The sequence below is a fragment of the Pseudomonas sp. GL93 genome (genome assembly GCF_003408955.1).
Taxonomy (GTDB): domain Bacteria; phylum Pseudomonadota; class Gammaproteobacteria; order Pseudomonadales; family Pseudomonadaceae; genus Aquipseudomonas; species Aquipseudomonas paracarnis.
Map to the genome: position 1 here is coordinate 1 of NZ_NKRF01000038.1, position 21511 is coordinate 21511.

At 61.3% G+C, this 21511-nt stretch carries 19 protein-coding genes and 2 pseudogenes; 7 read left to right on the forward strand and 14 right to left on the reverse strand.

The genetic code is table 11. The features are described from left to right. From CER19_RS06490 to CER19_RS06505, 4 genes and pseudogenes are all read left to right on the forward strand, one after another. Nucleotides 1-84, forward strand: a pseudogene (locus CER19_RS06490) (amino acid ABC transporter ATP-binding protein); the annotation flags it as partial. Between the two features lie 56 nt (nucleotides 85-140). After that, the gene (locus tag CER19_RS06495) at nucleotides 141-2042 is read left to right on the forward strand and encodes an ATP-binding protein (RefSeq protein WP_116665816.1); all 1902 of its coding nucleotides are present in this window, start codon (nucleotides 141-143) and stop codon (nucleotides 2040-2042) included. Further along, complete coding sequence (locus CER19_RS06500) at nucleotides 2039-3376, forward strand: sigma-54 dependent transcriptional regulator (protein WP_116665817.1); 1338 nt, start codon at nucleotides 2039-2041, stop codon at nucleotides 3374-3376. The genes CER19_RS06495 and CER19_RS06500 overlap by 4 nt, the downstream gene beginning before the upstream one ends. Next, nucleotides 3376-3714, forward strand: coding sequence for a GlpM family protein (locus CER19_RS06505; RefSeq protein WP_116665818.1), 339 nt, complete (start codon nucleotides 3376-3378; stop codon nucleotides 3712-3714). Before CER19_RS06500 ends, CER19_RS06505 begins: the two co-directional genes overlap by 1 nt. Nucleotides 3715-3825: 111 nt before the next feature. Here the strand turns inward: CER19_RS06505 and CER19_RS06510 are convergent, their stop codons facing one another. From CER19_RS06510 to CER19_RS06535, 6 genes are all read right to left on the reverse strand, one after another. Further along, nucleotides 3826-5223, reverse strand: coding sequence for a sigma-54 dependent transcriptional regulator (locus CER19_RS06510; protein WP_116665819.1), 1398 nt, complete (start codon nucleotides 5221-5223; stop codon nucleotides 3826-3828). Further along, entirely contained in the window at nucleotides 5213-6991 is a 1779-nt protein-coding gene (locus tag CER19_RS06515) for a HAMP domain-containing sensor histidine kinase (RefSeq protein ID WP_032893334.1), read from the reverse strand. Before CER19_RS06515 ends, CER19_RS06510 begins: the two co-directional genes overlap by 11 nt. Beyond that, nucleotides 6991-8115: a GNAT family N-acetyltransferase gene (locus CER19_RS06520; RefSeq protein ID WP_116665820.1), complete on the reverse strand. Its 1125-nt coding sequence runs from the start codon at nucleotides 8113-8115 to the stop codon at nucleotides 6991-6993. The genes CER19_RS06515 and CER19_RS06520 overlap by 1 nt, the downstream gene beginning before the upstream one ends. Nucleotides 8116-8207: 92 nt before the next feature. Then, nucleotides 8208-9101, reverse strand: coding sequence for a carboxylesterase (locus CER19_RS06525; RefSeq protein ID WP_116665821.1), 894 nt, complete (start codon nucleotides 9099-9101; stop codon nucleotides 8208-8210). Further along, the gene (locus tag CER19_RS06530; RefSeq protein WP_032893337.1) at nucleotides 9098-10492 is read right to left on the reverse strand and encodes an aspartate aminotransferase family protein; all 1395 of its coding nucleotides are present in this window, start codon (nucleotides 10490-10492) and stop codon (nucleotides 9098-9100) included. Before CER19_RS06530 ends, CER19_RS06525 begins: the two co-directional genes overlap by 4 nt. Continuing rightward, nucleotides 10485-11189, reverse strand: coding sequence for an MtnX-like HAD-IB family phosphatase (locus CER19_RS06535; protein WP_116665822.1), 705 nt, complete (start codon nucleotides 11187-11189; stop codon nucleotides 10485-10487). The genes CER19_RS06530 and CER19_RS06535 overlap by 8 nt, the downstream gene beginning before the upstream one ends. Before the next feature lie 242 nt (nucleotides 11190-11431). On the opposite strand from CER19_RS06535, the gene CER19_RS06540 reads away from it, so the two are divergent. Further along, a complete protein-coding gene (locus tag CER19_RS06540; protein ID WP_116665823.1) occupies nucleotides 11432-12202 on the forward strand; it encodes a MipA/OmpV family protein in 771 nt (256 codons plus the stop codon). Between the two features lie 134 nt (nucleotides 12203-12336). Here the strand turns inward: CER19_RS06540 and CER19_RS06545 are convergent, their stop codons facing one another. The 5 genes from CER19_RS06545 to CER19_RS06565 form a co-directional block, all read right to left on the reverse strand. Beyond that, complete coding sequence (locus tag CER19_RS06545; RefSeq protein WP_014717122.1) at nucleotides 12337-12741, reverse strand: EamA family transporter; 405 nt, start codon at nucleotides 12739-12741, stop codon at nucleotides 12337-12339. Then, nucleotides 12738-13118 carry an EamA family transporter gene (locus CER19_RS06550; RefSeq protein ID WP_003188930.1) on the reverse strand — a complete coding sequence of 127 codons (381 nt, stop codon included), beginning with the start codon at nucleotides 13116-13118 and terminating at the stop codon, nucleotides 12738-12740. Before CER19_RS06550 ends, CER19_RS06545 begins: the two co-directional genes overlap by 4 nt. Continuing rightward, nucleotides 13115-14035 (reverse strand): arginase, encoded by a 921-nt coding sequence (locus tag CER19_RS06555; RefSeq protein WP_116665846.1) that lies wholly within the window; start codon nucleotides 14033-14035, stop codon nucleotides 13115-13117. The genes CER19_RS06550 and CER19_RS06555 overlap by 4 nt, the downstream gene beginning before the upstream one ends. Nucleotides 14036-14254: 219 nt before the next feature. Next, nucleotides 14255-14908 carry a DsbA family oxidoreductase gene (locus CER19_RS06560; protein ID WP_116665824.1) on the reverse strand — a complete coding sequence of 218 codons (654 nt, stop codon included), beginning with the start codon at nucleotides 14906-14908 and terminating at the stop codon, nucleotides 14255-14257. Between the two features lie 54 nt (nucleotides 14909-14962). Further along, entirely contained in the window at nucleotides 14963-15982 is a 1020-nt protein-coding gene (locus tag CER19_RS06565; protein WP_034126527.1) for an alpha/beta fold hydrolase, read from the reverse strand. Between the two features lie 182 nt (nucleotides 15983-16164). Here CER19_RS06565 and metR point away from each other — a divergent pair, with 182 nt between their 5' ends. Next, entirely contained in the window at nucleotides 16165-17082 is a 918-nt protein-coding gene (gene metR / locus CER19_RS06570; protein ID WP_003188924.1) for a transcriptional regulator MetR, read from the forward strand. Between the two features lie 70 nt (nucleotides 17083-17152). Here the strand turns inward: metR and CER19_RS06575 are convergent, their stop codons facing one another. From CER19_RS06575 to CER19_RS06585, 3 genes and pseudogenes are all read right to left on the reverse strand, one after another. Further along, entirely contained in the window at nucleotides 17153-17698 is a 546-nt protein-coding gene (locus CER19_RS06575) for a GNAT family N-acetyltransferase (RefSeq protein WP_116665825.1), read from the reverse strand. 7 nt (nucleotides 17699-17705) lie between these two features. Continuing rightward, on the reverse strand, nucleotides 17706-18119 hold the full coding sequence (locus tag CER19_RS06580; protein WP_116665826.1) for an NUDIX domain-containing protein: 414 nt from the start codon (nucleotides 18117-18119) through the stop codon (nucleotides 17706-17708). Next, nucleotides 18116-19428: pseudogene (locus CER19_RS06585) on the reverse strand (HD domain-containing phosphohydrolase). The gene CER19_RS06580 and the pseudogene CER19_RS06585 overlap by 4 nt, the downstream one beginning before the upstream one ends. Nucleotides 19429-19627: 199 nt before the next feature. On the opposite strand from CER19_RS06585, the gene CER19_RS06590 reads away from it, so the two are divergent. Further along, complete coding sequence (locus tag CER19_RS06590) at nucleotides 19628-21502, forward strand: bifunctional diguanylate cyclase/phosphodiesterase (RefSeq protein ID WP_116665827.1); 1875 nt, start codon at nucleotides 19628-19630, stop codon at nucleotides 21500-21502. Nucleotides 21503-21511: the final 9 nt, after the last annotated feature.

Below are 21511 nucleotides of genomic sequence, written 5' to 3' on the forward strand. Positions count from 1 at the left end.
TGCCCGAAAGAAGAGTTCTTCGGCGACATCAGCGCACGCTCCGAACGTGCGCAGCACTTCCTCGAGAAAATCCTGCAGCACTAAAAGCAACTCGCTCCTACAGTTGGCAGGCGAGAAGTAGCTGACCCAAGGCATCTGTGATGAAATGCGACCCCAATCAATATCGCGCCGCGCCGCCATCACTTGCCGTGAAGCCTCGTCTGATACGCCAACTGTTCCTGCCGCCGTTGATCATCGCCCTGATGGTCGGCCTGGGTTATATCGGCTTCTGGGTCAGTGACTACTACGGCATCCGCACCCTCAGCGACAATGGCGAACGCCAGTTGGAGCTGCACGCCCGCACCGTCGAAAGCGAACTGAGCAAGTACACCTACCTGCCCAGCCTGCTGGAACTGGAGTCCAGTGTTTCCCAACTGCTCGCCGACCCGACCCAGGAAACCCGCAAGACGGTCAACGACTACCTCGAAGGCCTGAACCGCCGCAGTCGCAGCCGCGCCATCTATGTGATGGACACCACCGGCCGCGTGCTGGCCACCAGTAACTGGCGCGATGCCGACAGTTACCAGGGTGAGGACCTGTCTTTTCGCGCCTATTTCCAGAACGCCGTACGCGGCCAACCCGGCCGCTTTTACGGCATCGGCAGCACCAACGGCGAACCCGGCTATTACCTGGCTCATGGCCTGGAAGAGCACGGCAAGATCATCGGCGTCGCCGTGGTCAAGGTGCGCCTCGAAGCCCTGGAAGAACGCTGGCAGCGCGCCCGTCTCGAGGCGTTCGTGAGCGACGAAAACGGCATCATCATTCTGTCCAGTGACCCGGCGCGTCGCCTCAAGGCTGTACGCCCGCTGAGCGATGACACCAAGGATCGCCTGGCCCACAGCCTGCAATATTACTGGGCAACGCTCAATGAACTGCAACCCCTGGCCCGCGAGCGTCTGAACGAAGGCACGGAGAAACTGACCTTCCCGGCCAACTCGGAAGTAGTCAATGACCAGCACGCCGTCAGCTACCTGGCGCAAACCCGACCGCTCAACGACACACCGTGGAATTTCACCCTGCTCACCCCGCTCAATGACCTGCGCCGTGCCGCGATAAACCAGGGCATTCTGGTGGCCGTCGCCTTTGGCCTGGTCGCCTTCCTGCTGATCGCCTGGAACGAACGGCGCAAGGTCATCGCCACCCGTCTCGCCGCACGGGAAGCCTTGCAGGAAGCCAACAGCCAGCTTGAGCGTCGGATTGCCGAACGCACCGCCGACCTGCGCGCCAGCAACGAACGGCTCAAGGGCCAGATTCGCGAACGACGCCAGGCCGAAGAAACCCTGCGCCACGCCCAGGACGAATTGGTGCAGGCCGGCAAACTCGCAGCCATTGGCCAGATGTCCACCAGCATCGCCCACGAACTGAACCAGCCGCTGGCGGCCTTGCGCACGCTGTCGGGCAACACCGTACGCTTCCTTGAGCGCGGCGCCCTAGACACCGCCAGCACCAACCTCAAGACCACCAACGAACTGATCGATCGCATGGGCCGCATCACCGCCAGCCTGCGTTCCTTTGCCCGGCGCGGCGACGACCAGGGCGAAGCCAGCCTCGGCAAAGCCGTGGACGCCGCGTTCCAAGTACTCGGTGCGCGCCTGGACAGCCTGCCGTTGACCGTGCACCGTGACTTTACCAACGCCCAATTGCAGATCGACCAGACCCGCCTGGAGCAGATCCTGGTCAACCTGATCGGTAACGCCCTCGATGCGATGCAGGCCCAAGCGGCGCCGCAACTGTGGCTGGAAGGCCAGAGCGGCGATGGCAAATACCGCCTGTTGGTGCGTGATAATGGCCACGGCATCGACCCCGAGGCGCGCAAGCATTTGTTCGAACCCTTTTTTACCACCAAGCCCGGCGAACAAGGCCTGGGCCTGGGCCTGACCCTTTCCGCGCGCCTCGCGGCCGCCACCGGCGGTAGCCTTGCCGTGGAACATCCGGCCAATGGTGGTACCGCCTTTGTCCTGAACCTGCCATTGGTGGGCGCTCAACGAGCTGAGTCGACATGAATACTGAAGCCCAAGACCTCACCGTCCTGATCGTCGAAGACGACCCCCATGTACTGCTCGGTTGCCAGCAAGCTTTGGCGCTCGAAGACATCACCAGCGTCGGCGTGGGCAGTGCCGAAGAAGCGCTCAAGCGCATCGGCGAGAACTTCGCAGGCATTGTCATCAGTGATATTCGCCTGCCGGGCATCGATGGCCTGGAACTGCTGACCCGCCTCAAGGCCCTGGATAAAAGCCTGCCGGTGGTGTTGATCACCGGGCATGGCGATATCTCCATGGCGGTTGGGGCCATGCGTAACGGTGCCTACGACTTCATGGAAAAACCCTTCTCGCCCGAACGTCTGGTGGACGTGGCACGCCGCGCCCTGGAACAACGCGGCCTGGCGCGGGAAGTCTGGTCGCTGCGCCGGCAACTGGCCGAGCGCGACTCGCTGGAGGGCCGCATCATCGGCCGCTCGCCGGCGATGCAAAACCTGCGTGAACTGATCGCCAACGTCGCCGACACTTCGGCCAACGTGCTAATCGAAGGCGAAACCGGCACCGGCAAGGAACTGGTCGCACGTTGCCTGCATGATTTTAGCCGGCGCCATACCCACCAGTTCGTCGCGCTCAACTGCGGTGGCCTGCCGGAGAACCTGTTCGAAAGCGAGATTTTCGGCCACGAGGCCAACGCCTTCACCGGCGCCGGCAAACGTCGCATCGGCAAGATCGAGCATGCCCATCAAGGCACGCTGTTCCTCGATGAAGTAGAGAGCATGCCGATCAACCTGCAGATCAAATTGCTGCGGGTGCTGCAAGAACGCACGTTGGAACGCCTGGGTTCGAACCAGAGCGTGGCGGTGGATTGCCGGGTAATCGCTGCCACCAAGTCCGACCTCGACGAGTTGAGCCGCGCCAGCCAGTTTCGCAGCGACCTGTACTACCGCCTCAATGTCGTCACCCTGGAACTGCCGCCCCTGCGCGAGCGGCGTGAAGACATCCTGCAACTGTTCGAACACTTCCTGCAGCAATCGTCGCTACGCTTCGACCGGGCGGTGCCGGAGCTGGATAACCAGACCCTGTCCAGCCTGATGAGCCACGACTGGCCAGGTAACGTGCGTGAGTTGCGCAACGTCGCCGAACGTTTCGCCCTCGGCCTGCCCGCCTTCAAGAAAAGCGGCGCCGGTAGCGGCAGCCAAGGGGTTGCCTTTACCGAGGCGGTGGAAGCCTTTGAGCGCAACCTGCTCAACGATGCCCTGCAACGCAGCGGTGGCAACCTGACACAGGCCAGCCAGGAACTGGGGATGGCCAAGACCACCCTGTTCGACAAGGTCAAGAAATACGGGTTGAGTCACTGATGGATCTGTTCTTGAAGGCTGCACTTGGCGCCGCAGTGGTGCTGATCCTGGCGGCGCTGGCCAAGACCAAAAACTATTACATCGCAGGCTTGGTGCCGCTGTTTCCCACTTTTGCGCTGATCGCCCATTACATCGTCGGCAAAGGCCGAACGGTTGCGGACTTGAAGACCACGATCCTGTTCGGGATGTGGTCGATCATTCCGTACTTTGTGTATTTGGCGACGCTGTATGTGATGGTCGATCGGCTGCGGTTGGAGGCATCGCTGGCAGTCGCCGCCGTGACTTGGTTGATGGCCGCGACGGTGTTGGTCAGCGTGTGGGTACGCCTGCACACCTGACACAACGCGATTAAACAGGTGGGAGCTGGCTTGCCTGCGATAGCGGTGTGTCAGGCAAACATCCGGCACAGGCAGACCGCAATCGCAGGCAAGCCAGCTCCCACACTCAGATCAGCGCACGATCTTATCGACCTGAATCCCCAGCTTCTTCAGGCGATACCAGAAGCTCCTCTCGGAAATCCCGATCCGCTGCGCCGCCGCAGCCTGCACCCCATTGCTCTCCTGCAACGCCGCAAGAATATAGGCTTTCTCCACTTCGGCCAGCGCCGCATCCAGATCCCGCGGCACGCCTGGGCCGTCGCTGAGGATCGTGGTCACATCGCCCTCGCTCGGTTTGGAAGCAAACAGATACCCCGGCAAATCAATATCCTCGATCACCGATGAAGCCGCCACGATGGTTGCGCGTTCCACGCAGTTTTGCAGCTCGCGGATGTTGCCCGGCCAGTGGTACGCCGCCATGGCCTGCAACGCCTCGGGGCTGAAACCGGTGATGCGTTTGCCGGTGGTCGCGCTCAGGGTGTGGGCGAAGTGGCGCGCCAGGGGCGCGATGTCTTCCACGCGTTCGCGCAAGGACGGCAACGGAATCGGGAAGACATTGAGGCGGTAATACAGGTCTTCGCGAAACTCCTTGGCCGCCACCGCATCCAGCAGGTTTTTGTTGGTGGCGGCAATCACCCGTACATCTACCTTGCGCTCGCGGGGGTCGCCTACCGGCTCGATAACCCGCTCCTGCAAGGCGCGCAGAATCTTGGCCTGCAACGCCAAGGGCATATCACCGACTTCATCCAGAAACAGCGTGCCCTTGTCGGCCTGCATGAAGCGCCCTACCCGGTCAGCCACGGCGCCGGTGAACGCGCCTTTGCGATGGCCGAACATTTCGCTTTCCAGCAAGCCTTCAGGGATGGCCGCGCAATTGACCGCCACGAAGGGTTGGTCGGCACGGCTGCCATGCTTGTGGATGGCACGGGCGACCATTTCCTTGCCAGTGCCGCTTTCGCCGGTCAGCAGGATGGTGGCGTTGCTGTCACGCACCGAATCCACCGCCTGGAGCACCTGGCGAAACGCCGGGCTGTCGCCCACCAGGCTGTCGAACTGCGCATGCTCGTCCAACTCGGCGCGCATGCGCGCGTTGTCACGCATGATGTCGCGAAATTGCAGGGCCTTGGCCACGGTGATGTCCAGCTCGTCGATGTCGAACGGCTTGGCAATGTAGTCATAGGCACCGTTACGCATCGACTGCACGGCGTTTTTCACCGTGCTATAGGCCGTCATCACGATTACCGGCAAGGTCGGATAACGTACCTTGATTTCGGCCAGCAACGCCGGCCCGTCCATGCCCGGCATGCGCCAGTCGCTGATGACCAGGTCGATGTCCTCCTCCCCCAGCACCTTGAGCGCATGCAGGCCGTTGCCCGCGCTGAACACTTGGATGCCGTTCTGGCTCAAGGCCTGGGTCAGCAAATCACAGAGCTTGGGCTCGTCGTCGACCACCAATACGTTATGCGTCATGCCCGTCCTCATCTTCACCGTCGTCTTCACCGTCAGCCGGAATGTACAGGCTGAAGGTCGCGCCGGCATCTTTCTCACTGGCGCATTCGATGCTGCCGTCGTGACTTTCCATGATCGAATAGACTTTGGCCAGGCCCAGGCCTGTGCCCGAGGCCTTGGTAGTGACGAATGGCGTAAAGATACGCTCCACCATATCCGCGGGGATGCCCTCGCCGGTATCGGCGATGCTGATCACGGTGTTGTCGCCCACGCTACGAATGCCCAGGGTCAGGCGCCCGCCGTCGGGCATCGCGTCGATGGCGTTGAGAATCAGGTTGAGACAGGCCTGCTTGAGCTGCTTGGCATCGGCGTAGATCGTCGCGCCAGGCGCCTGGTCGTCGATCTGCGCGTCAATGCGATGGCTACTCAGCTCCGGGCCGCAGAAACCGAGGATTTCTTCCACCAGGGCGCGTGCCGGTTGCTGCACGCGTATCGGCGGGTTGGGCTTGGCGAAATCGAGGAACTCGGTAATCAGCTCGTTGATGCGGCTGACTTCGCTGATGACATATTCCAGGTGACGCTTGTCGGTTTCTGCCAGGTCGGCGCGCCGATGCAGCAGTTGAGTGGCAGTCTTGATAATGCCCAATGGGTTGCGAATTTCGTGAGCCAGGCCCATGGCGACTTCACCCAGAGCATGCAAGCGGTCACGCCGGCGCAGTTGGGCTTCCAGATGATGCAACTCGCCCAGGCGTTCGGTCATGTGGTTGAAGGTGCTGCTCAATTGCGCCAGTTCGTCACCGCCACTGACCACCACACGGTGCGCATAACTGCCCGAGATCACCGCATCCACGCCCTGGGACAAATCGCGCAGGGGCTTGGTCAGGCGCCGCGACACCAACAACCCGGCCGCCAGGGACAGCGCCGAGCTGACCAGGAAGATCAGCACGAACAGGTTGCTCTGGTTCACCAACCCCACCAGGCTGGTGTGGCGTAGCAGGCCGCTGAAGATCACGCCTTGCAACTCGCCGGCGTCATTGAAAATCGGCCAGTACAAACCGCTGTATTGGTTAGTGAACTGTTCGCTGGGCTGCTTGGTGCTGCGCAGGTAGGCCTCGACATTCTTGGGGATGCGCGAGGGGTGATTGGCGAAGCGCTGGGTGGAAAATATTTCGGAAAACCCTGCAGGGTTGGCCAGGTACAAACGCAGGTCGAGGGAATGCACATCGGCCACGCTGGTGAGGAAACTGCTGTCCAGGTAAGTGGCGACCAGCAACAGGTAATCAACACCGTCACGGCTGGTTTCGAAGGTGGACACCACCAGGCCCGTGCTCACACCGGCGACTTGCACGGTTTGCAGCACCGCGTTGCTGGTGAGGTTGATCTGCCTGACGATGTCATCGGCGGCCGTGCTGAACATCACTTTACGGTCGCTGGTGCGAATCAGCGCGACCACGTCGATATCGGTGGCATCGGCAATGTCGGCGGTGAGCCGGTCATGCTTCTCGGCATTTTTGGACGACGGCGGGCTGGTATAGCGCAGGAACAGCTTGGCCATGCGCGCGTTGTCGTGAAGGATGTCGCCGATTTCGTCCTTGACGATCTTGGTCGACTCTTGCAGCCAGATGCGCACGTTGCTGTCGAAAATCTGCGACAGCGTGGTGGCGGCCAGTTCAGCCGCGATCATGGTGGGAATCACGCTGACCAGCCAGAACGCCAGCACCAGCTTGCGCTGGACGCTCCAACGCGAGATGGCAAAGGGGCGGGCTTTCTGGCGGGTCTTGGTAATCATCAGGTTTCGCTTATCGCAGCAGCCATGGCAGGGTCGGAACGATCCGGTCGAATAAACAGTTTTACAAGCTTGAGCAGGCCGTTGACCAGCCGGTTACGGTGGCGGAAGAACAGGCTGTTGCCCTCGAACTCGCACCCCAGGCGCAGTTTACTGGCATACCCGGCCTGGCCGCACTCGTACACCGGAATACGGTGTTCAATACAGTAGTCGACATTGGTCAACCAGCTACGGAAGTACAGGTTGTACTCGCGGCTGAACTCAAGGTCATGACCAAAGAACTTGTCCACCAGCCGATGCTCATCCAGCAGGATCAGGTTGAACGCCACCAGGCGCTCATCCACCCAGTACAGAACACAGACCGCCCGCTCGTGAAGGTGTTCGAGCACGCCCGTGAAGTAACCGGCGGGCAGGCGCTCGAACTGCAAGTCTGCGCGCGCGAGCGTGGCCTCATACAGGCGCATGACCTCGGGCAGCACGTCATCGATATTGCGCCGCCACTCGACCCGCGGCCCTGGTGCGCGCAGTTTGCGGCGCAGGTCCTTGCGCGTGGATTTGCCCAGCGAACCCAGGTAGGCATCCACCGAGCCATAAGGCAGCGGCAACACCCCCGTGGGCAAGCTGGGCATGCTTTGAAAACCTGCAGCAAGGCAGCTCTGGGCCCAATGCGGGTCGTTGGTGGGCGCATCCTTGACCGCCAGCAAGCCGATACCGAGCGCATCGGCGTCGCTACGCCCGGCCGCCAATAACTGCTGCAACAGCAACGGGCGCCGGGATTCGGACACATGGCTGGCGACACCGGCATCACAACGCTCCGCCACCGGCGACCCGATGGCGTACAACGCCAGTTGCAAAGCCCCCGGCCACAACCGATCCAGGCGCTCGGTCAAGCGCTTGCCGGCCCCCGACACCGTGGTGTCGAGGCGATAATGGGTGATGAACGCGGCGGCTACGGCCACCAGCGTGTCATCCTCAAAGACCGCCAGGTAACGCCACTGAAAGTCATCGATCGCGGCGTTTTCCACGGCCAGGTAATAGTCCCAATCCTCCAGGGCACCGGGAAAACAGTCGTTCCAGACATCGCGCTGGATAGCCCGGATGGTCGGGTAGGCTTGGGTGGTTATCACAGATTGCCCTTATTTCTATGGCGAACGCCGGTCCAATGTGGGAGCTGGCTTGTCGGATCGCCGCATCGCTGCGATGCAGGCGCCTCGGTACGTCAGGCAGACCGCAGTGATGCCATCGCAGGCGAGCCCGCTCCCACATTGATCCGCGTTGACTTGAAGACTGTGTGCTGCTCGACAAACCTGGCACTCAACTCGATCACCCGCCGGTACTGCAAATCGACCGTGATCATGTGGTAGCAGTTGTCCAACAGGATCTTGGTCACCGGCCCGCCGAGGTGGCGCTCCACGTAATCGGCGTTCCAACGGCTGGTGATGTCGTCCTCGATGGAATGCAGCACCAGCGCCGGCACCTTGATCTGGGGCATGCGCTTCTTGACCACGGCGTTCATGCGGTGCAGCTCGCGCACGGTGATGCCTTCCATGGTCAGCAAACCCGCCTCGCTGCTCTCGCCTTCCTTCATCTGCCGCTCGACGATGGCCCGCAGGCGCTCGTTCTTGATGCCGTAGGGCGGCTTCTCTTCGAAGCTGCAAATGTGCACGCCGAATGGGATCTTCATCAGCAAGGGCGTAAGAAATGCCAGCTTGTTGATGCTCCAGCCGTCGTACTTCAAGGTGGTGGAATACATCAGCAACCCGGCGACTTGTCCTGGATGTTCGGACGCCACATACATCGACATCACCGCGCCCATGGACAAGCCACCGACAAATACCTGCGCGTGGCGTTGTTTGACCTGTACGAAGGTCTTGCGCACGCCTTCGTACCAGTCCTGCCAGCCAGTGGCCTGCAAGTCGCTGTTGTCGCCGCAGTGCCCGGCCAGCGTGGGCACATACACCGTGCAGTTGCCCGCCTTGGCCAGGCCCTTGGCGACCTGGCGCAACTCGGTCGGTGTGCCGGTCAGGCCGTGGATCAACAGGATCCCGACCGGACCATCACCGAGAACGAAACCGGCAGTGCCTTCACCGAGGTCGATCCCTTGAGCATTCACCGCGTGGTCGCTCGCACCAGCAGTTGCTCCAGCAACTTCAGGCCCAGGTCGATTTCCGGGTAGCTGATTTCCAGGGACGGCGCCAGGGTGATCACGTTCTTGTAGTAACCGCCCACGTCGAGGATCAGCCCCAGTTTCTGGCCGTCTACCACCATATCGCCTTTCATGCCTTCTTCGACCATATAGTCCAGGGTCGCCTTATCCGGGGTGAAGCCATCCGGGCCGCAGATTTCGCAGCGCAGCGCCAGGCCCAGACCGTCCACATCGCCGATAATGGGGAAGCGTTTTTGCAAGTCTTGCAGGCCTTCCAGGAAGTATTTGCCCTTGGCCATGACCATGGCGCCGTAGTCGACTTCGCTGGTCATCTTGAACATTTCCAGGCCCACCGCGGTACCCAACGGGTTGGAGGCGAAGGTGGAGTGAGTCGAACCTGGCGGGAACACCTTCGGGTTGATCAACTCTTCACGGGCCCAGATACCGCCCAATGGGTTGAGACCATTGGTCAGCGCCTTGCCGAACACGATCACGTCCGGTTGTACGTCGAAGTGCTCGATTGACCAGAGTTTGCCGGTGCGATAGAAGCCCATCTGGATTTCGTCGGACACCATCAGGATGCCGTGCTGGTCCAGGACGTGCTTGAGCTCGCGGTAGAAATTCATCGGCGGGATCACGTAGCCACCGGTGCCCTGGATCGGCTCGACATAGAAAGCTGCGTATTCGCACTGGTTGGTTTTAGGGTCCCAGACACCGTTGTATTCGGTCTCGAACAAGCGGGCGAACTGCTGCACGCAATGGCTGCCGTACTCTTCCTTGGTCATGCCCTTCGGGCCACGGAAGTGGTAAGGGAATGGGATGAAATTGGCGCGTTCGCCAAAGTGGCCGTAGCGACGACGATAGCGGAAGCTGGAGGTGATCGACGAGGCGCCGAGGGTGCGCCCGTGGTAGCCGCCTTCGAAGGCGAACATCAGGCTTTTACCGTTGCTGGCGTTGCGCACCACCTTCAGGGAATCTTCGATGGACTGCGAACCGCCGACGTTGAAGTGCACACGGCCGTCGAGGCCGAACTTGTTCTTGGCATCGACCGCGATCATTTCCGACAGCTCGATCTTGCCTTTGTGCAGGTACTGGCTGGCGATTTGCGGCAGGGTGTCGATCTGCTTTTTCAGCGCGTTGTTCAGGCGCGGGTTGGCATAGCCGAAGTTGACGGCCGAGTACCACATCTGCAGGTCGAGGTAGGCCTGGTCTTCGGTGTCCCACACATAGGAGCCTTCGCAGCGACTGAAAATACGCGGCGGCTCGATGTAGTGAACGGTGTCGCCGTAGGAGCAATACTTGGCTTCTTTATCCAGAAGCACCTGGTCTTCGGCGGTAGCGATACGGATATCAGACATGATGGAAGAGTTCCTGTTTGTCAGAAGAGGTGTTGAAGGTGGTGGCGTTGGCGGCGAGGCCTTGTGGCAACTTGGCCAGCAACGCCGGCACTTGCGCAAAGGTGTCGAAGCGCGCATGAGGGATCTGGTGGGCGACGCAGTACTCGGCGAGGCTGCCCTTGGCGAACACGAAGTCTGCAGTGGAGGCCACGCACATGTCGGACTTGCCGTCGCCGATCACCAGCACGCGCTTGTTGCGCGGCGTGGATTTGCACTTGCAGTTGCCGGAAGCGGCGCGGCAGGCATCGCTGGCATACGGGAAGTCGATGCGCCAGCTGTCCTGGTCGACCTGGCGCAGGCGGTTGGCGAGGATCGGCAACAGGGTCACGTAGTTGCGCGAAAGGATGCGGGCAATGCCCTGCTCGATGCCGTCGCTGACCACTTCGATGGAGGCACCCAGGCCCATGACGTGATCGACGAAATCCGGGAAGTCCGGGTCGATCTCGACGCTGTCGAAGTACGCCAGCAGTTCAGCCGGGGTGGCCTTGATCAGCGCCAGTTGGCGGCTCAGGCATTCGCGTGAACCGATATGCCCATCCAGCCATTCCTGCTCAATGGTTTCCCACTCGGGGCCGGCGAAGCGTTGGAGGACGTTGTCGATGACATCGGTGGGGGTAATGGTCCCGTCGAAGTCACACACGATATGCCAGTTGATCATCTGCCTTTCCTTTAGGTAAAGGGCCTTGGAGGAGCGCGCTGTATGCGCTTGCCAAGGGATAGAGCAGGGACTGTGCCAACTGGTCGAAACCCCGCAGGGCTGGGGGGCTGGGGCGAAATGCGCAGCGATAGGTGTCGCAGGAGCTACAATTTTTGTAGCTTGCTACAAACAACATGAGTGCTTGCGCAGGCGCGCCGGTTTGCGCGTTCATGCGCGCCTGCCTACCTTCAGGAAACGTCCCCATGTCCAAGCTCGCTGCTGCTGTATTCACCGGTTTACTTGGAGGGTGGGGCCTTTGCAGTGCCGCGTGGGCAGCGGGCATCACGGGCGACGTGGGCGCTGGCCTCAGCTATCAGCCCCACGACCCCAGCGGCAGCCGCTACGAAACCCGGCCTGTACCGTACCTGGACCTGGATTGGGGTGACGTCAGTCTGAGCACCGATGACGGCCTCACCTGGAGCGCCCTGGATACCCACGGCCTTACCGCTGGCCCCTATATCAACTACCTCTCGGGGCGCACCTCCAACGGCGAGTTGCAAGGCCTGCGTAACGTGTCGGACATGGCAGAGGTGGGCGGTTTCGTCCAATACGCCCCGGCCGATTTCTGGCGGGTCTACGCGCAATTGGGCCAGGCCGTGGGCGGCGGGCATTCCCAGAGCGGCGCCTTGGGTAAAATCGGCGGCGAGCTGGGTTACCCCGTGGGCGGCGGGATTATCGGCAGCAATGGCCTGGTTGCGCGTTTTGCCGATGCACGCCAGGCCAATACCTTCTTCGGCGTGGACAACAACGAAGCCGTCGCTTCAGGCTTGCGGCCCTACAACGCGAGCGGGGGTTTCCAGAATGTGACGCTGAGCCAAAGCTTCGCCTTTCCCCTGGCGCCCCATTGGTCGCTGCTGACCAGCGCCAGCTGGGTACGCCTGGTGGGGTCAGCGGCCAAGAGCAGCATCGTCAAGGAGGCTGGCCATGTGAATCAGGGCCAGGTGCAGACGGCGATCAGCTATACCTTCGACTGAATTACACGGCAGCAAAATTGTGGGAGCGGGCTTGCTCGCGAATGCGGTGGGTCAGTTAAGTATCGGGTGACTGACCCACCGCATTCGCGAGCAAGCCCGCTCCCACATTGAGCCTGTGTTTCATAGCACTATTTTCAGTGTTCTTCGCCTTCAGCCAATAGGGCGATACCCCCGATAATCACCACCACGCCCACCCAATGCAACACGCTGATGTGCTCCCCCAGCCCCAGCCAAGAGCCCAGCAGTACCGCCACAAACACCAGCGAACTCAGCGGAAACGCCAGGGACAAACTGCTACGCCGCAGAATCAGCATCCATACAAAAAACGCTCCCAGATAGCTGGCAATCGCCGCCAGAATTCCCGGGTTGCGCGCCACGTCAGCCAGCCATTGCCAACTGAAGTCCATCGGCCCCAATTGATCGCCGGCCACCTTGGTGAACAACTGCCCGGCGCTTTCGGTGGCAATCAGCAGTGCCCATAGCACCAGGGTGCCAAGACGCCCATGCAGCCAGCCAGTATTGATTGTTTGCGTTGTCATGCCTGGTTCCCCGCTATCGCTACCAACATCACGCCCAAAGTGATCACCAACGTGCCCAGCCAACGACGCCGGCTGACGGTTTCCTTGAGCACCACCCTGCCCGCCAGTACCACCAGGCAATAGGCCAACGCCGCCAGCGGAAACAGCAGACTCAAGGGCGCACGGGACAGCGCTTCGAGCCAGACAAAAAACTCAATCACATAGGCGCCGACGCCGGCCCACAACAGCGGCGCATTGAACACCTGGCCCCAGAACGCACGCAGGCGAAAACCGCCATCGAGTTGCGGCAAACGGTCCACGCCCAATTTGAAACACAGCTGGCCAATCACATCTAGGACGATGGAAAACGCCAGTAACAACACCACGGTCAGGGTCACGGGAACAGCTCCTCAAACAGGTCGATCAAGGCTTCATTGGTTGCAGCATTACGCTGCAAGTCTTGCGGGCTCCAGCGCTCCGGTGGCGGCTGATCAGACTTGGCTTCCCAGCGCTTGAACGCGTTGCTGAACGCCGGCGTGGCGAACTCACCGCAGACGTCGATGCCAATGATGCGTTTACCCGCCGCCAACGCCCGCAGGGCCTGGAGCAAATGGGTCAGGCGCATGCCACCCTGGTCCCAGTTGGTGGCGGCGTCTTCACTGGCCAGCACATCTTTGTCGATGGTGATCCAGATCGCTTCGGTGGGCAGGCTGGCAATCATCTGGTCGAGGAAAGCCGCCCAATCCAGGTCCGCCAGGTTGCGCCAATGCAGGTGGTTTTCCTGTTGCTGGTGGCCGGCGCCGTCCCCCACCCGGCCCCAGACCTTGGACGGCGGATGCTGCCAGGGAAACAACTGCAAACGCCCGCGCTTGAGGGCGCCAAGATTGCCGCCGCGCAGTTGCGGGTTATGCAGGTCATCGCTGCACGGGCCGAGGGTGACGATGCGTTGGATCGCCGGCATCTTCAGCGCCCGGTTGACCCACGAACCGCAGTGCCGCTTGGGCGCAAAGCGCACCCAGTCGGGGTGGTTGTCAAAGTGGATCAGGCTGATGGGCTCTTTGAGGTCGGCCAAAAAGGCCGGCGTGAGGTGGTGATAATCACCGGAGCCGACAAACAGGATTTCCGGGAGCGCGTCACGGGGCCGTGGCCGTTGGGCCAGGCGCTCGACGAAACGCTTCCAGGTTTTTTCGGTGGACCACAAACGCAATTTCGGGCCCAGGTCCAGCAGGTCCAGGCGCGTGGCCCGACCGCTGGCCAACCGCCGGGCAATCGGTGCCTGGCCGGTGAGGCTGTGGTCAAGGTCAAGAATGTTCAAGGTAAGTTTCACCCCTAATGGCAGCGCCCAACCGCAGGCCGGTTGGGCTTTAGGGGGGTAATGCAAGGGATGGGCCAGCGCTTGGATGAGCGCCATTTTTGCAAACAATGAGTATCAAGTGTGGGAGCTGGCTTGCCTGCAATATCGGTGTGTCAGCCAGCCCATTTGCAACTGACAGTCCGCTATCGCAGGCAAGCCAGCTCCCACATTGAAGCGGCGTCAGGATCGCGCCTCGGCAATGATCTGGCGAATCGCGCCGACGAAGGCTTCAGCCGGTTGCCCACCGCTCACCGCATATTGGTCATTGAAGACAATGGTCGGCACCGAACTCACCCCACGGGAAACCCACAGCTGTTCCTGCTCACGGACTTCGGCGGCGTATTCATCGCTGGCAAGAATCTCGGCGGCGCGCGCAATGTCCAGCCCTACGCTCTCGGCGATGATCGCCAGGGTCGCGTGATCGGAAGGGTCCTGGCCATCGCTGAAATACGCCTTGAACAGCGCTTCCTTGAGGTTGTACTGCAGACCCTCCAGCCCCGCCCAATGCAATAGGCGGTGCGCGTCGAAGGTGTTGTAGATACGGCTCTGGCCGTCGGTGCGGAACGCAAAGCCCAATGCGGCGCCCATGTCGCGGATGCGCGCACGATTAGCCTGGGACTCTTGCGCCGTGGAACCGTACTTTTCGGTAATGTGCTCGACGATGTTCTGCCCCTCGGCGGGCATGTTCGGGTTCAGTTCGAACGGCTGGAAATGGATCTCGGCCTGCACTTCGCTGCCGAGCTGGTCGAGGGCTTCGGTCAGGCCACGCAGGCCGATGATGCACCAGGGGCAGGATACGTCGCTGACGAAATCGATTTTCAGGGGAGTACTCATGATGGGCAACCTCGCGGGCATTGATGCGCAGAAAGCTTGCACGATACACCACCTTCACAGCACCTTCGAAGGCTCGCTCAAATCGATCTGCGCCCAGTGCGCGGCATCCTGGCGATGGGCTTGCAGGTAGGGCAGCACCGCCGCCAACAAGGGTGCCTTGAACGCTTCCTGAAAACGGTGGGCCAGGCCGGGAATCAATTTCAACTGGCTGCCCTGGATATGCGCGGCGAGGTGCACGCCGTGCATCACCGGCAGCAACGGGTCGGCGGTGCCATGTACCACCAGGGCAGGCACGCGCAGTTGGTTGAGCAAAGGCACACGGCTTGGCTCGGCCAGAATCGCCATGATCTGGCGCTTCACGCCTTCGGGGTTGAAGGCGCGGTCATAGGACAGCGCCGCCTGGTGCAGCAACGCCTGGCGATCGTCCTTGATATCCGGGCTGCCCAACGCCGCGAGCAAATCCGCCTGTTGCTCCAGCGCCACCTCACGGTTGGGTGCGCTGCGTCGCGACAGCAATTGCACCAGCGCTGCGTTCGGTGCGGGCAGGCCCTCGGCGCCGGAGCTGGTCATGATCAGGGTCAGGCTTTCCACGCGCTGTGGCGCCATGGCCGCCAGGTGTTGAGCGATCATGCCGCCCATGCTCGCGCCGAGTACGTGAAATTGCTGCACCTGCAGCGCATCCATCAACCCCAGCGCGTCGTCGGCCATATCAGTCAAGGTATAAGGCGCGGCCACCGGCAGGCCGAGTTTGTAGCGCAGCACTTCGAAAGTCAGGTTGGCGCTCGCCGGCGCCTGCCGCCAAGTGGACAGGCCCACGTCGCGGTTGTCGTAGCGAATCACCCGGAAACCTTGTTCACACAGGGCCACCACCACTTCATCCGGCCAGTGAATCAACTGCCCGCCCAGGCCCATCACCAACAGCAACGCAGGGTCGGACGCACGGCCGATACTTTGATAGGCGATGCTCACCTGAGCCAGGTCGACCGTTTGGGTCGGGACATTGACATCACATCGAGAAGCCGCAAAAGACGGCAGGCCGAACAGTAGAGCGGCCACTAAAAACAACGCACGCATGAAAAACACCAGAACGCAGAACCCCAGTAGAGCGCGAGTCTGATGAAGTTTGTTCAAGCGCGCCGCCACAGTTCGATGACAGTTTGATGAAGAGTGCCCAGTGGTCATGGTCGACACGCCCCACAACATGAGACAAAATCACGTAATCCGTTTTTGTCGCAAATTTTCTTCATGGAGCGCCTGTGCTCGAAATCCGTCACTTGAAAACCCTGCACGCCTTGCGCGAAGCCGACAGCCTGGTGGAAGCCGCCGAACGCCTGCACTTGACCCAGTCCGCCCTCTCCCATCAGTTCAAAGAGCTGGAAGAGCGCCTGGGCATGCCGCTGTTCGTGCGCAAGACCAAACCGGTGCGCTTCACCAGCGCTGGCCTGCGCCTGCTGCAATTGGCCGACGCCACCCTGCCGTTGTTGCGCGGTGCCGAGCGCGATATTGCGCGGCTGGCCGGGGGCACTGCCGGGCGCTTGCATATGGCGATCGAATGCCACAGTTGTTTCCAGTGGCTGATGCCGACCATCGACCAATTCCGCGATGCCTGGCCGGAAGTCGAGTTGGACCTGGCCTCGGGCTTTGCCTTCGCGCCGCTGCCGGCCCTGGCCCGCGGCGACCTGGACCTGGTGGTGACCTCCGACCCGCTGGAACTGCCGGGCATCACCTACGTGCCGCTGTTCACCTACGAAGCCATGCTGGCGGTGGCCAACCAGCACGCGCTGGCGAACAAGTCCTACATCGTGCCGGAAGACCTGCTGACAGAAACCCTGATCACCTACCCGGTGGAACGTGACCGCCTGGACATCTTCACCCGCTTCCTGGAACCGGCCGACGTTGAACCGGCCCAGGTGCGGACCTCGGAGCTGACCGTGATGATGATGCAACTGGTGGCCAGTGGTCGTGGTGTGTGCGGCATGCCCCACTGGGCGCTGCATGAATACAGCTCGCGCGGGTATGTGAAGGCCAAGCGTTTGGGTGAGAAGGGTTTGTTCGCCACCTTGTATGCGGGCATTCGTGCCGACATGCTCGATGCGCCTTATATGCGCGACTTCTTGCTGACGGCCAAGGACACCTCGTTTTCCACGCTGGATGGCGTCAGCGCGGTGCGTTGAACGGGCACTAGGCGTGCGGGCCAGTGTGGGAGCTGGGCTTGCCCGCGATGCTTGCACCGCGGTGTTTCAGTTACACCGTGGTGATGCTATCGCAAGCAAGCCAGCTCCCACAGTCACCCTGCAGTTCACGCCACATGTGGATCTTGTCGAAGTATTCGACGCCTCCCCGCACCGCCAGTGGCTCCAGGCCGTACTGAATGAAACCGCAGCGCTGGTAGAGCGCAAAGGCGGCGTCATTGCCGGCGGTGACCGTCAGTTGGATCAGCTTCAGGCGCGGGTGGCGGCGGGCTTCTTCCAGTGCGGCTTGCACCAGTTGCCGCCCAAGCCCCTGCTGTTGATAAGCCTCGGTCACGTACATGCCGAACAAGGTCACTTTGTGCCGGGCCTTTTCCCGTGGCTCGAACGCAAGGCCGACAATGCCCGCCAACTGATCGCCGTCGAAGGCGCCAAACAGGCGGTCCAGCGGGCTGCCGAGGCGCTTTTCCCACCAGCTCAAGGGCATCAAGGCACGTTCGGCCACGCTGGAGGTGAACGCCTGGGGATAAGCGCCATACGCCTGTAGCATCAACGCCCGGTAAGCAGGCGCGTCGGGAGCGTCCAGCGGGCGAATGATCATGCTTCGATCATGCGTCGATCAGCGACGCGCGGTAGAGCGGCAGGATCGTATCGCGGGTCAGCGGCGCCAATTGCAGGCCGCCATCGCCCGTGGGGTCGATCCAGCGGATTTCTTCAATTTCCGCCGCTGGCATCACCGCAACGTCGATCTGCACCTGGAACAGCTCGGCCTGCACGGTGAAGCCCGGTTCGTTGGCGGCAGGCGCCGAGAATTGGCCGAGGTACGTGGCGTCCTCTACCTTGATGTGCAGGTTCAGCTCTTCATACAGCTCACGGGCCAACGCCTGGACGGGTTGTTCGCCTGCGTCGATCTTGCCGCCAGGTTGCATGAACGCCTGGGTGCCGCGCTTGCGCACCAGCAGGGTCTGGCCGGCTTGGTCAATGAGGATGGCGGCGGCGATGCGGATGGTTGAATCATTCATGAAAGAATCGAGGTCTCTTCGGGCTGTTTGATAAATACGCTGTACTTGGCGCCTTCCATCGCTTCGAACGCGATCAATTTGTCCACCAGCGGCAAGTTAAGCACCTTGCCGGCATTGAGCAGCAGCATGCCGTTATCGGCATTGAGGTTACGGGCCAACACCATGCCGGCCTCAAGCTCACGGGTGGTGAGGACTTTGACCGTGGGGTCGCCCAGGGTCACGTCGCTGAGGAAGGTGGCGCAGGCCTGCACAAAATCTTCCACCAACGCCGGGTCATACAGGCGCCCGGCGTACTTGCGGATATACAACAGCGCTTCGTCGCTGTTGAGGTGTCGCTCCAGGATCAAGCCTTTCTGCAATTCGATAAAGTCCACCGCCAGCTTCAGCAGCCGTGAACCGGGCGGGATGGTATCGCCCTTGAGGTGGTCGGGAAACCCCGTGCCGTCCCAACGTTCCTGGTGATGACGAATGATCCGCGCCGCATCCTTCATCGGCTCCAGGGTCATCAGCAGCGACTCGCTCTGTCCTGGATACTCACGGTACAAGCCGCGGTCGGTGCTATGCAGTTTGTCTGACGGTGCACCATCATGCTGTCGGTCCAGCTCAACTTGCCGATGTTGTACAACGCGGCGGCCATGGTCAGGTCACGGGTGCTGGATTCGTCCATGGACTGGGCGGCGCAATACACGCGGATCAACTCGATCAACGCACGGTTGGTCTGTTTGTCCTTGGGCAAGCGCAGGTTGGCCAGCAGCGAGAATACTTCGGTGCCGGTCACATAGCTGCGCTTGAGCTCGTCGTAGGCCAGGTCGAGCATGTCGGCGGTTTGTTGCAACTCGGCGGTACGCGCCGCCACGCGTTTTTCCAGGGTGGCGTTGAGCAGCTTGAGCTGTTCGGTCTGGTCTCGGGCCAGGCGTTCAAGCCGTTGATGCTCGAGGGTTTGCTGCAACACCAGCTGCAACTCCTCGTCGTTCCAGGGTTTGCTGATGTAGCGGTGGATCTGCCCGTCGTTGATCGCCTTGATGATGGTGGTGAGGTCGGCGTAGCCGGTGAGCAGGATGCGGCCGGTGGCGGGATACAGGCGGTGGACCTCGGCCAGCAGCGTGGCGCCGTCCATGCCGGGCATGCGCGCATCGCTCATCACCAGATCGATAGGCCGGGTCGCCATGATCTCCAGCGCCTGGGCGCCGCTGGTAGCCAATACCACGTCATAGGGCTGGCCGCGCAACAGGCGGCGCAGGCTGTTAAGGATCGACTCTTCATCGTCGACCAGCAAAACAGCGGACTTCGTAGCGAGTTGTTCATCCATGGCGACTCTGCCTTCAAATTAAACGAAGTTAAGCTAAATTGAATCCGCACAATACAAAGCGCGATTGATTTGACGCCAACTGGCCGTCGATATCAAGGGAACTCAACTATGCTGCACTGCATGCTCGCGCCCCGTTCAGTTGTAGAACCAGGGAAGGAATTGTCATGCCATCAAGCCTTTTGCACGTGCCGAGTGCGCCATGAGGACGGAATCGGGCCGGGCCAACCGGCGCATCCTGATCGTGGATGACACGGCTTCGATCCACCAGGATTTTCGCAAGATCCTCTGTGCCGACGAGCATGGCGAGCCCTCCCTCGATACCCTGGAGTCCGCCCTGTTCGGCACCACCGCACCGGTGCGCCAGGCGTTTGACCTGGACTCCGCCTACCAGGGCCAGGAAGCCTTGGCACTGGTCAAGAAAGCCCTCGACGCCCACTCGCCCTACGCCATGGTGTTTATCGACATGCGCATGCCCCCTGGCTGGGACGGCCTGCACACCATCGAACAGCTGTGGGAGGTGGACCCCAACCTGCAAATCGCGCTTTGCACGGCCTATTCCGACTATTCCTTTGAGGCCATCGAAGCGCGCCTGAAATACAACGATCAACTGCTGATCCTGAAAAAGCCCTTCGACCACCTGGAAATCCGCCAGATGGCCAGCGCCCTGACCTGGAAATGGCAACTGGCCCAGGACGCGGCCCTGAAGGTGATCAGCCTGGAGCGCACCATCGAGGAACGCGTGCAGGAGCTGCTCAAGGTCTCGCACTTATTGCAATACGACGCCCTGACGGAGTTGCCCAACAGCACGTTGCTGGGCGACCGCCTGACCCAGGCGATCGCCTTGGGCCGCAGGCACGACACGCAACTGGCGGTGATGTTTCTGGGGCTCGACCGCTTCAAGCGCATCAACAACGCCCTGGGCTATCCGGCAGGCGACGAGGTGCTTGCGCAGGTCAGCCTGAGCCTGGTGGCGGCGGTGCGGGCGTCGGATTCGGTGTTTCGTTACGGCTCCGACGAGTTCGTGGTGCTGCTCAACGATATCCAGCATCCCCAGCAAACCCAGCACATTGCGCAAAAGGTACTCAATGCCGTCAGCGCGACTCGCCATGTCGCGGGGCATGACCTGAGTGTGAGCGCCAGCCTGGGCATCAGTATTTACCCCGATGACAGCGACAATGCCGTGGGCTTGCTCAAGCATGCTGAAACCGCGATGCGTACCAGCAAAGAGCGCGGCTCGGGGGATTTCAGCTTTTACACCGAAGACATGAACCTGCGCGCCCAGCACCAGCAAAACCTGGAAAGCGCGATCCGCCAGGCGCTGGACCGCGATGAATTTGTGCTGCATTACCAGCCCAAGCTGGCGCTGGAGTCCGGGCGCATTGTCGGTGCGGAAGCGCTGACACGCTGGTTTCGACCGCAGTCGGGTTGGGTCAGCCCGGCGGAGTTCATTCCGGTCGCCGAAGACAGCGGCCTGATCGTACGCCTGACTCAGTGGGTACTGCGCCAAGCCTGCGCACAAGCCCAAGCCTGGCGCGAGATGGGCCTGGCCCCCCTGCGCATGTCGGTGAACATCTCGGCGATCGACTTTCGCCAACGGGACTTCGTCGACAACCTGGCCGCCATCCTCAAAGAAACCGGCCTGCCGCCCGCCCAACTGGAACTGGAAATCACCGAAAGCGTGCTGATGCAGAACGTCGACGAAACCGTGGAGACCCTGCAAAAGATCAAGGCCATGGGCATCCGCCTGGCCCTGGACGATTTCGGCACTGGCTACTCCAGCCTCAGCTACCTGCGGCGATTTCCCATCGACGTGCTGAAGATCGACCAATCCTTCGTGCGCGGCCTGCGCATCAATAGCCAGGACGAACAGCTGATCAGCGCTATCATCGGCATGGGCAAAAGCCTGGAACTGAACATCATCGCCGAAGGTGTGGAAACCCTCGACCAACTGAATTTCCTCAAAGCCCAGCAGTGTGAGGAGGGCCAGGGCTTTCTATTCAGCAAGGCGCTGCCTTCGAAAGATTTTGTGCAGTTGCTGCAAACGGATAGCGCGACACTGATGCCGGATCAATAAAATAAATAG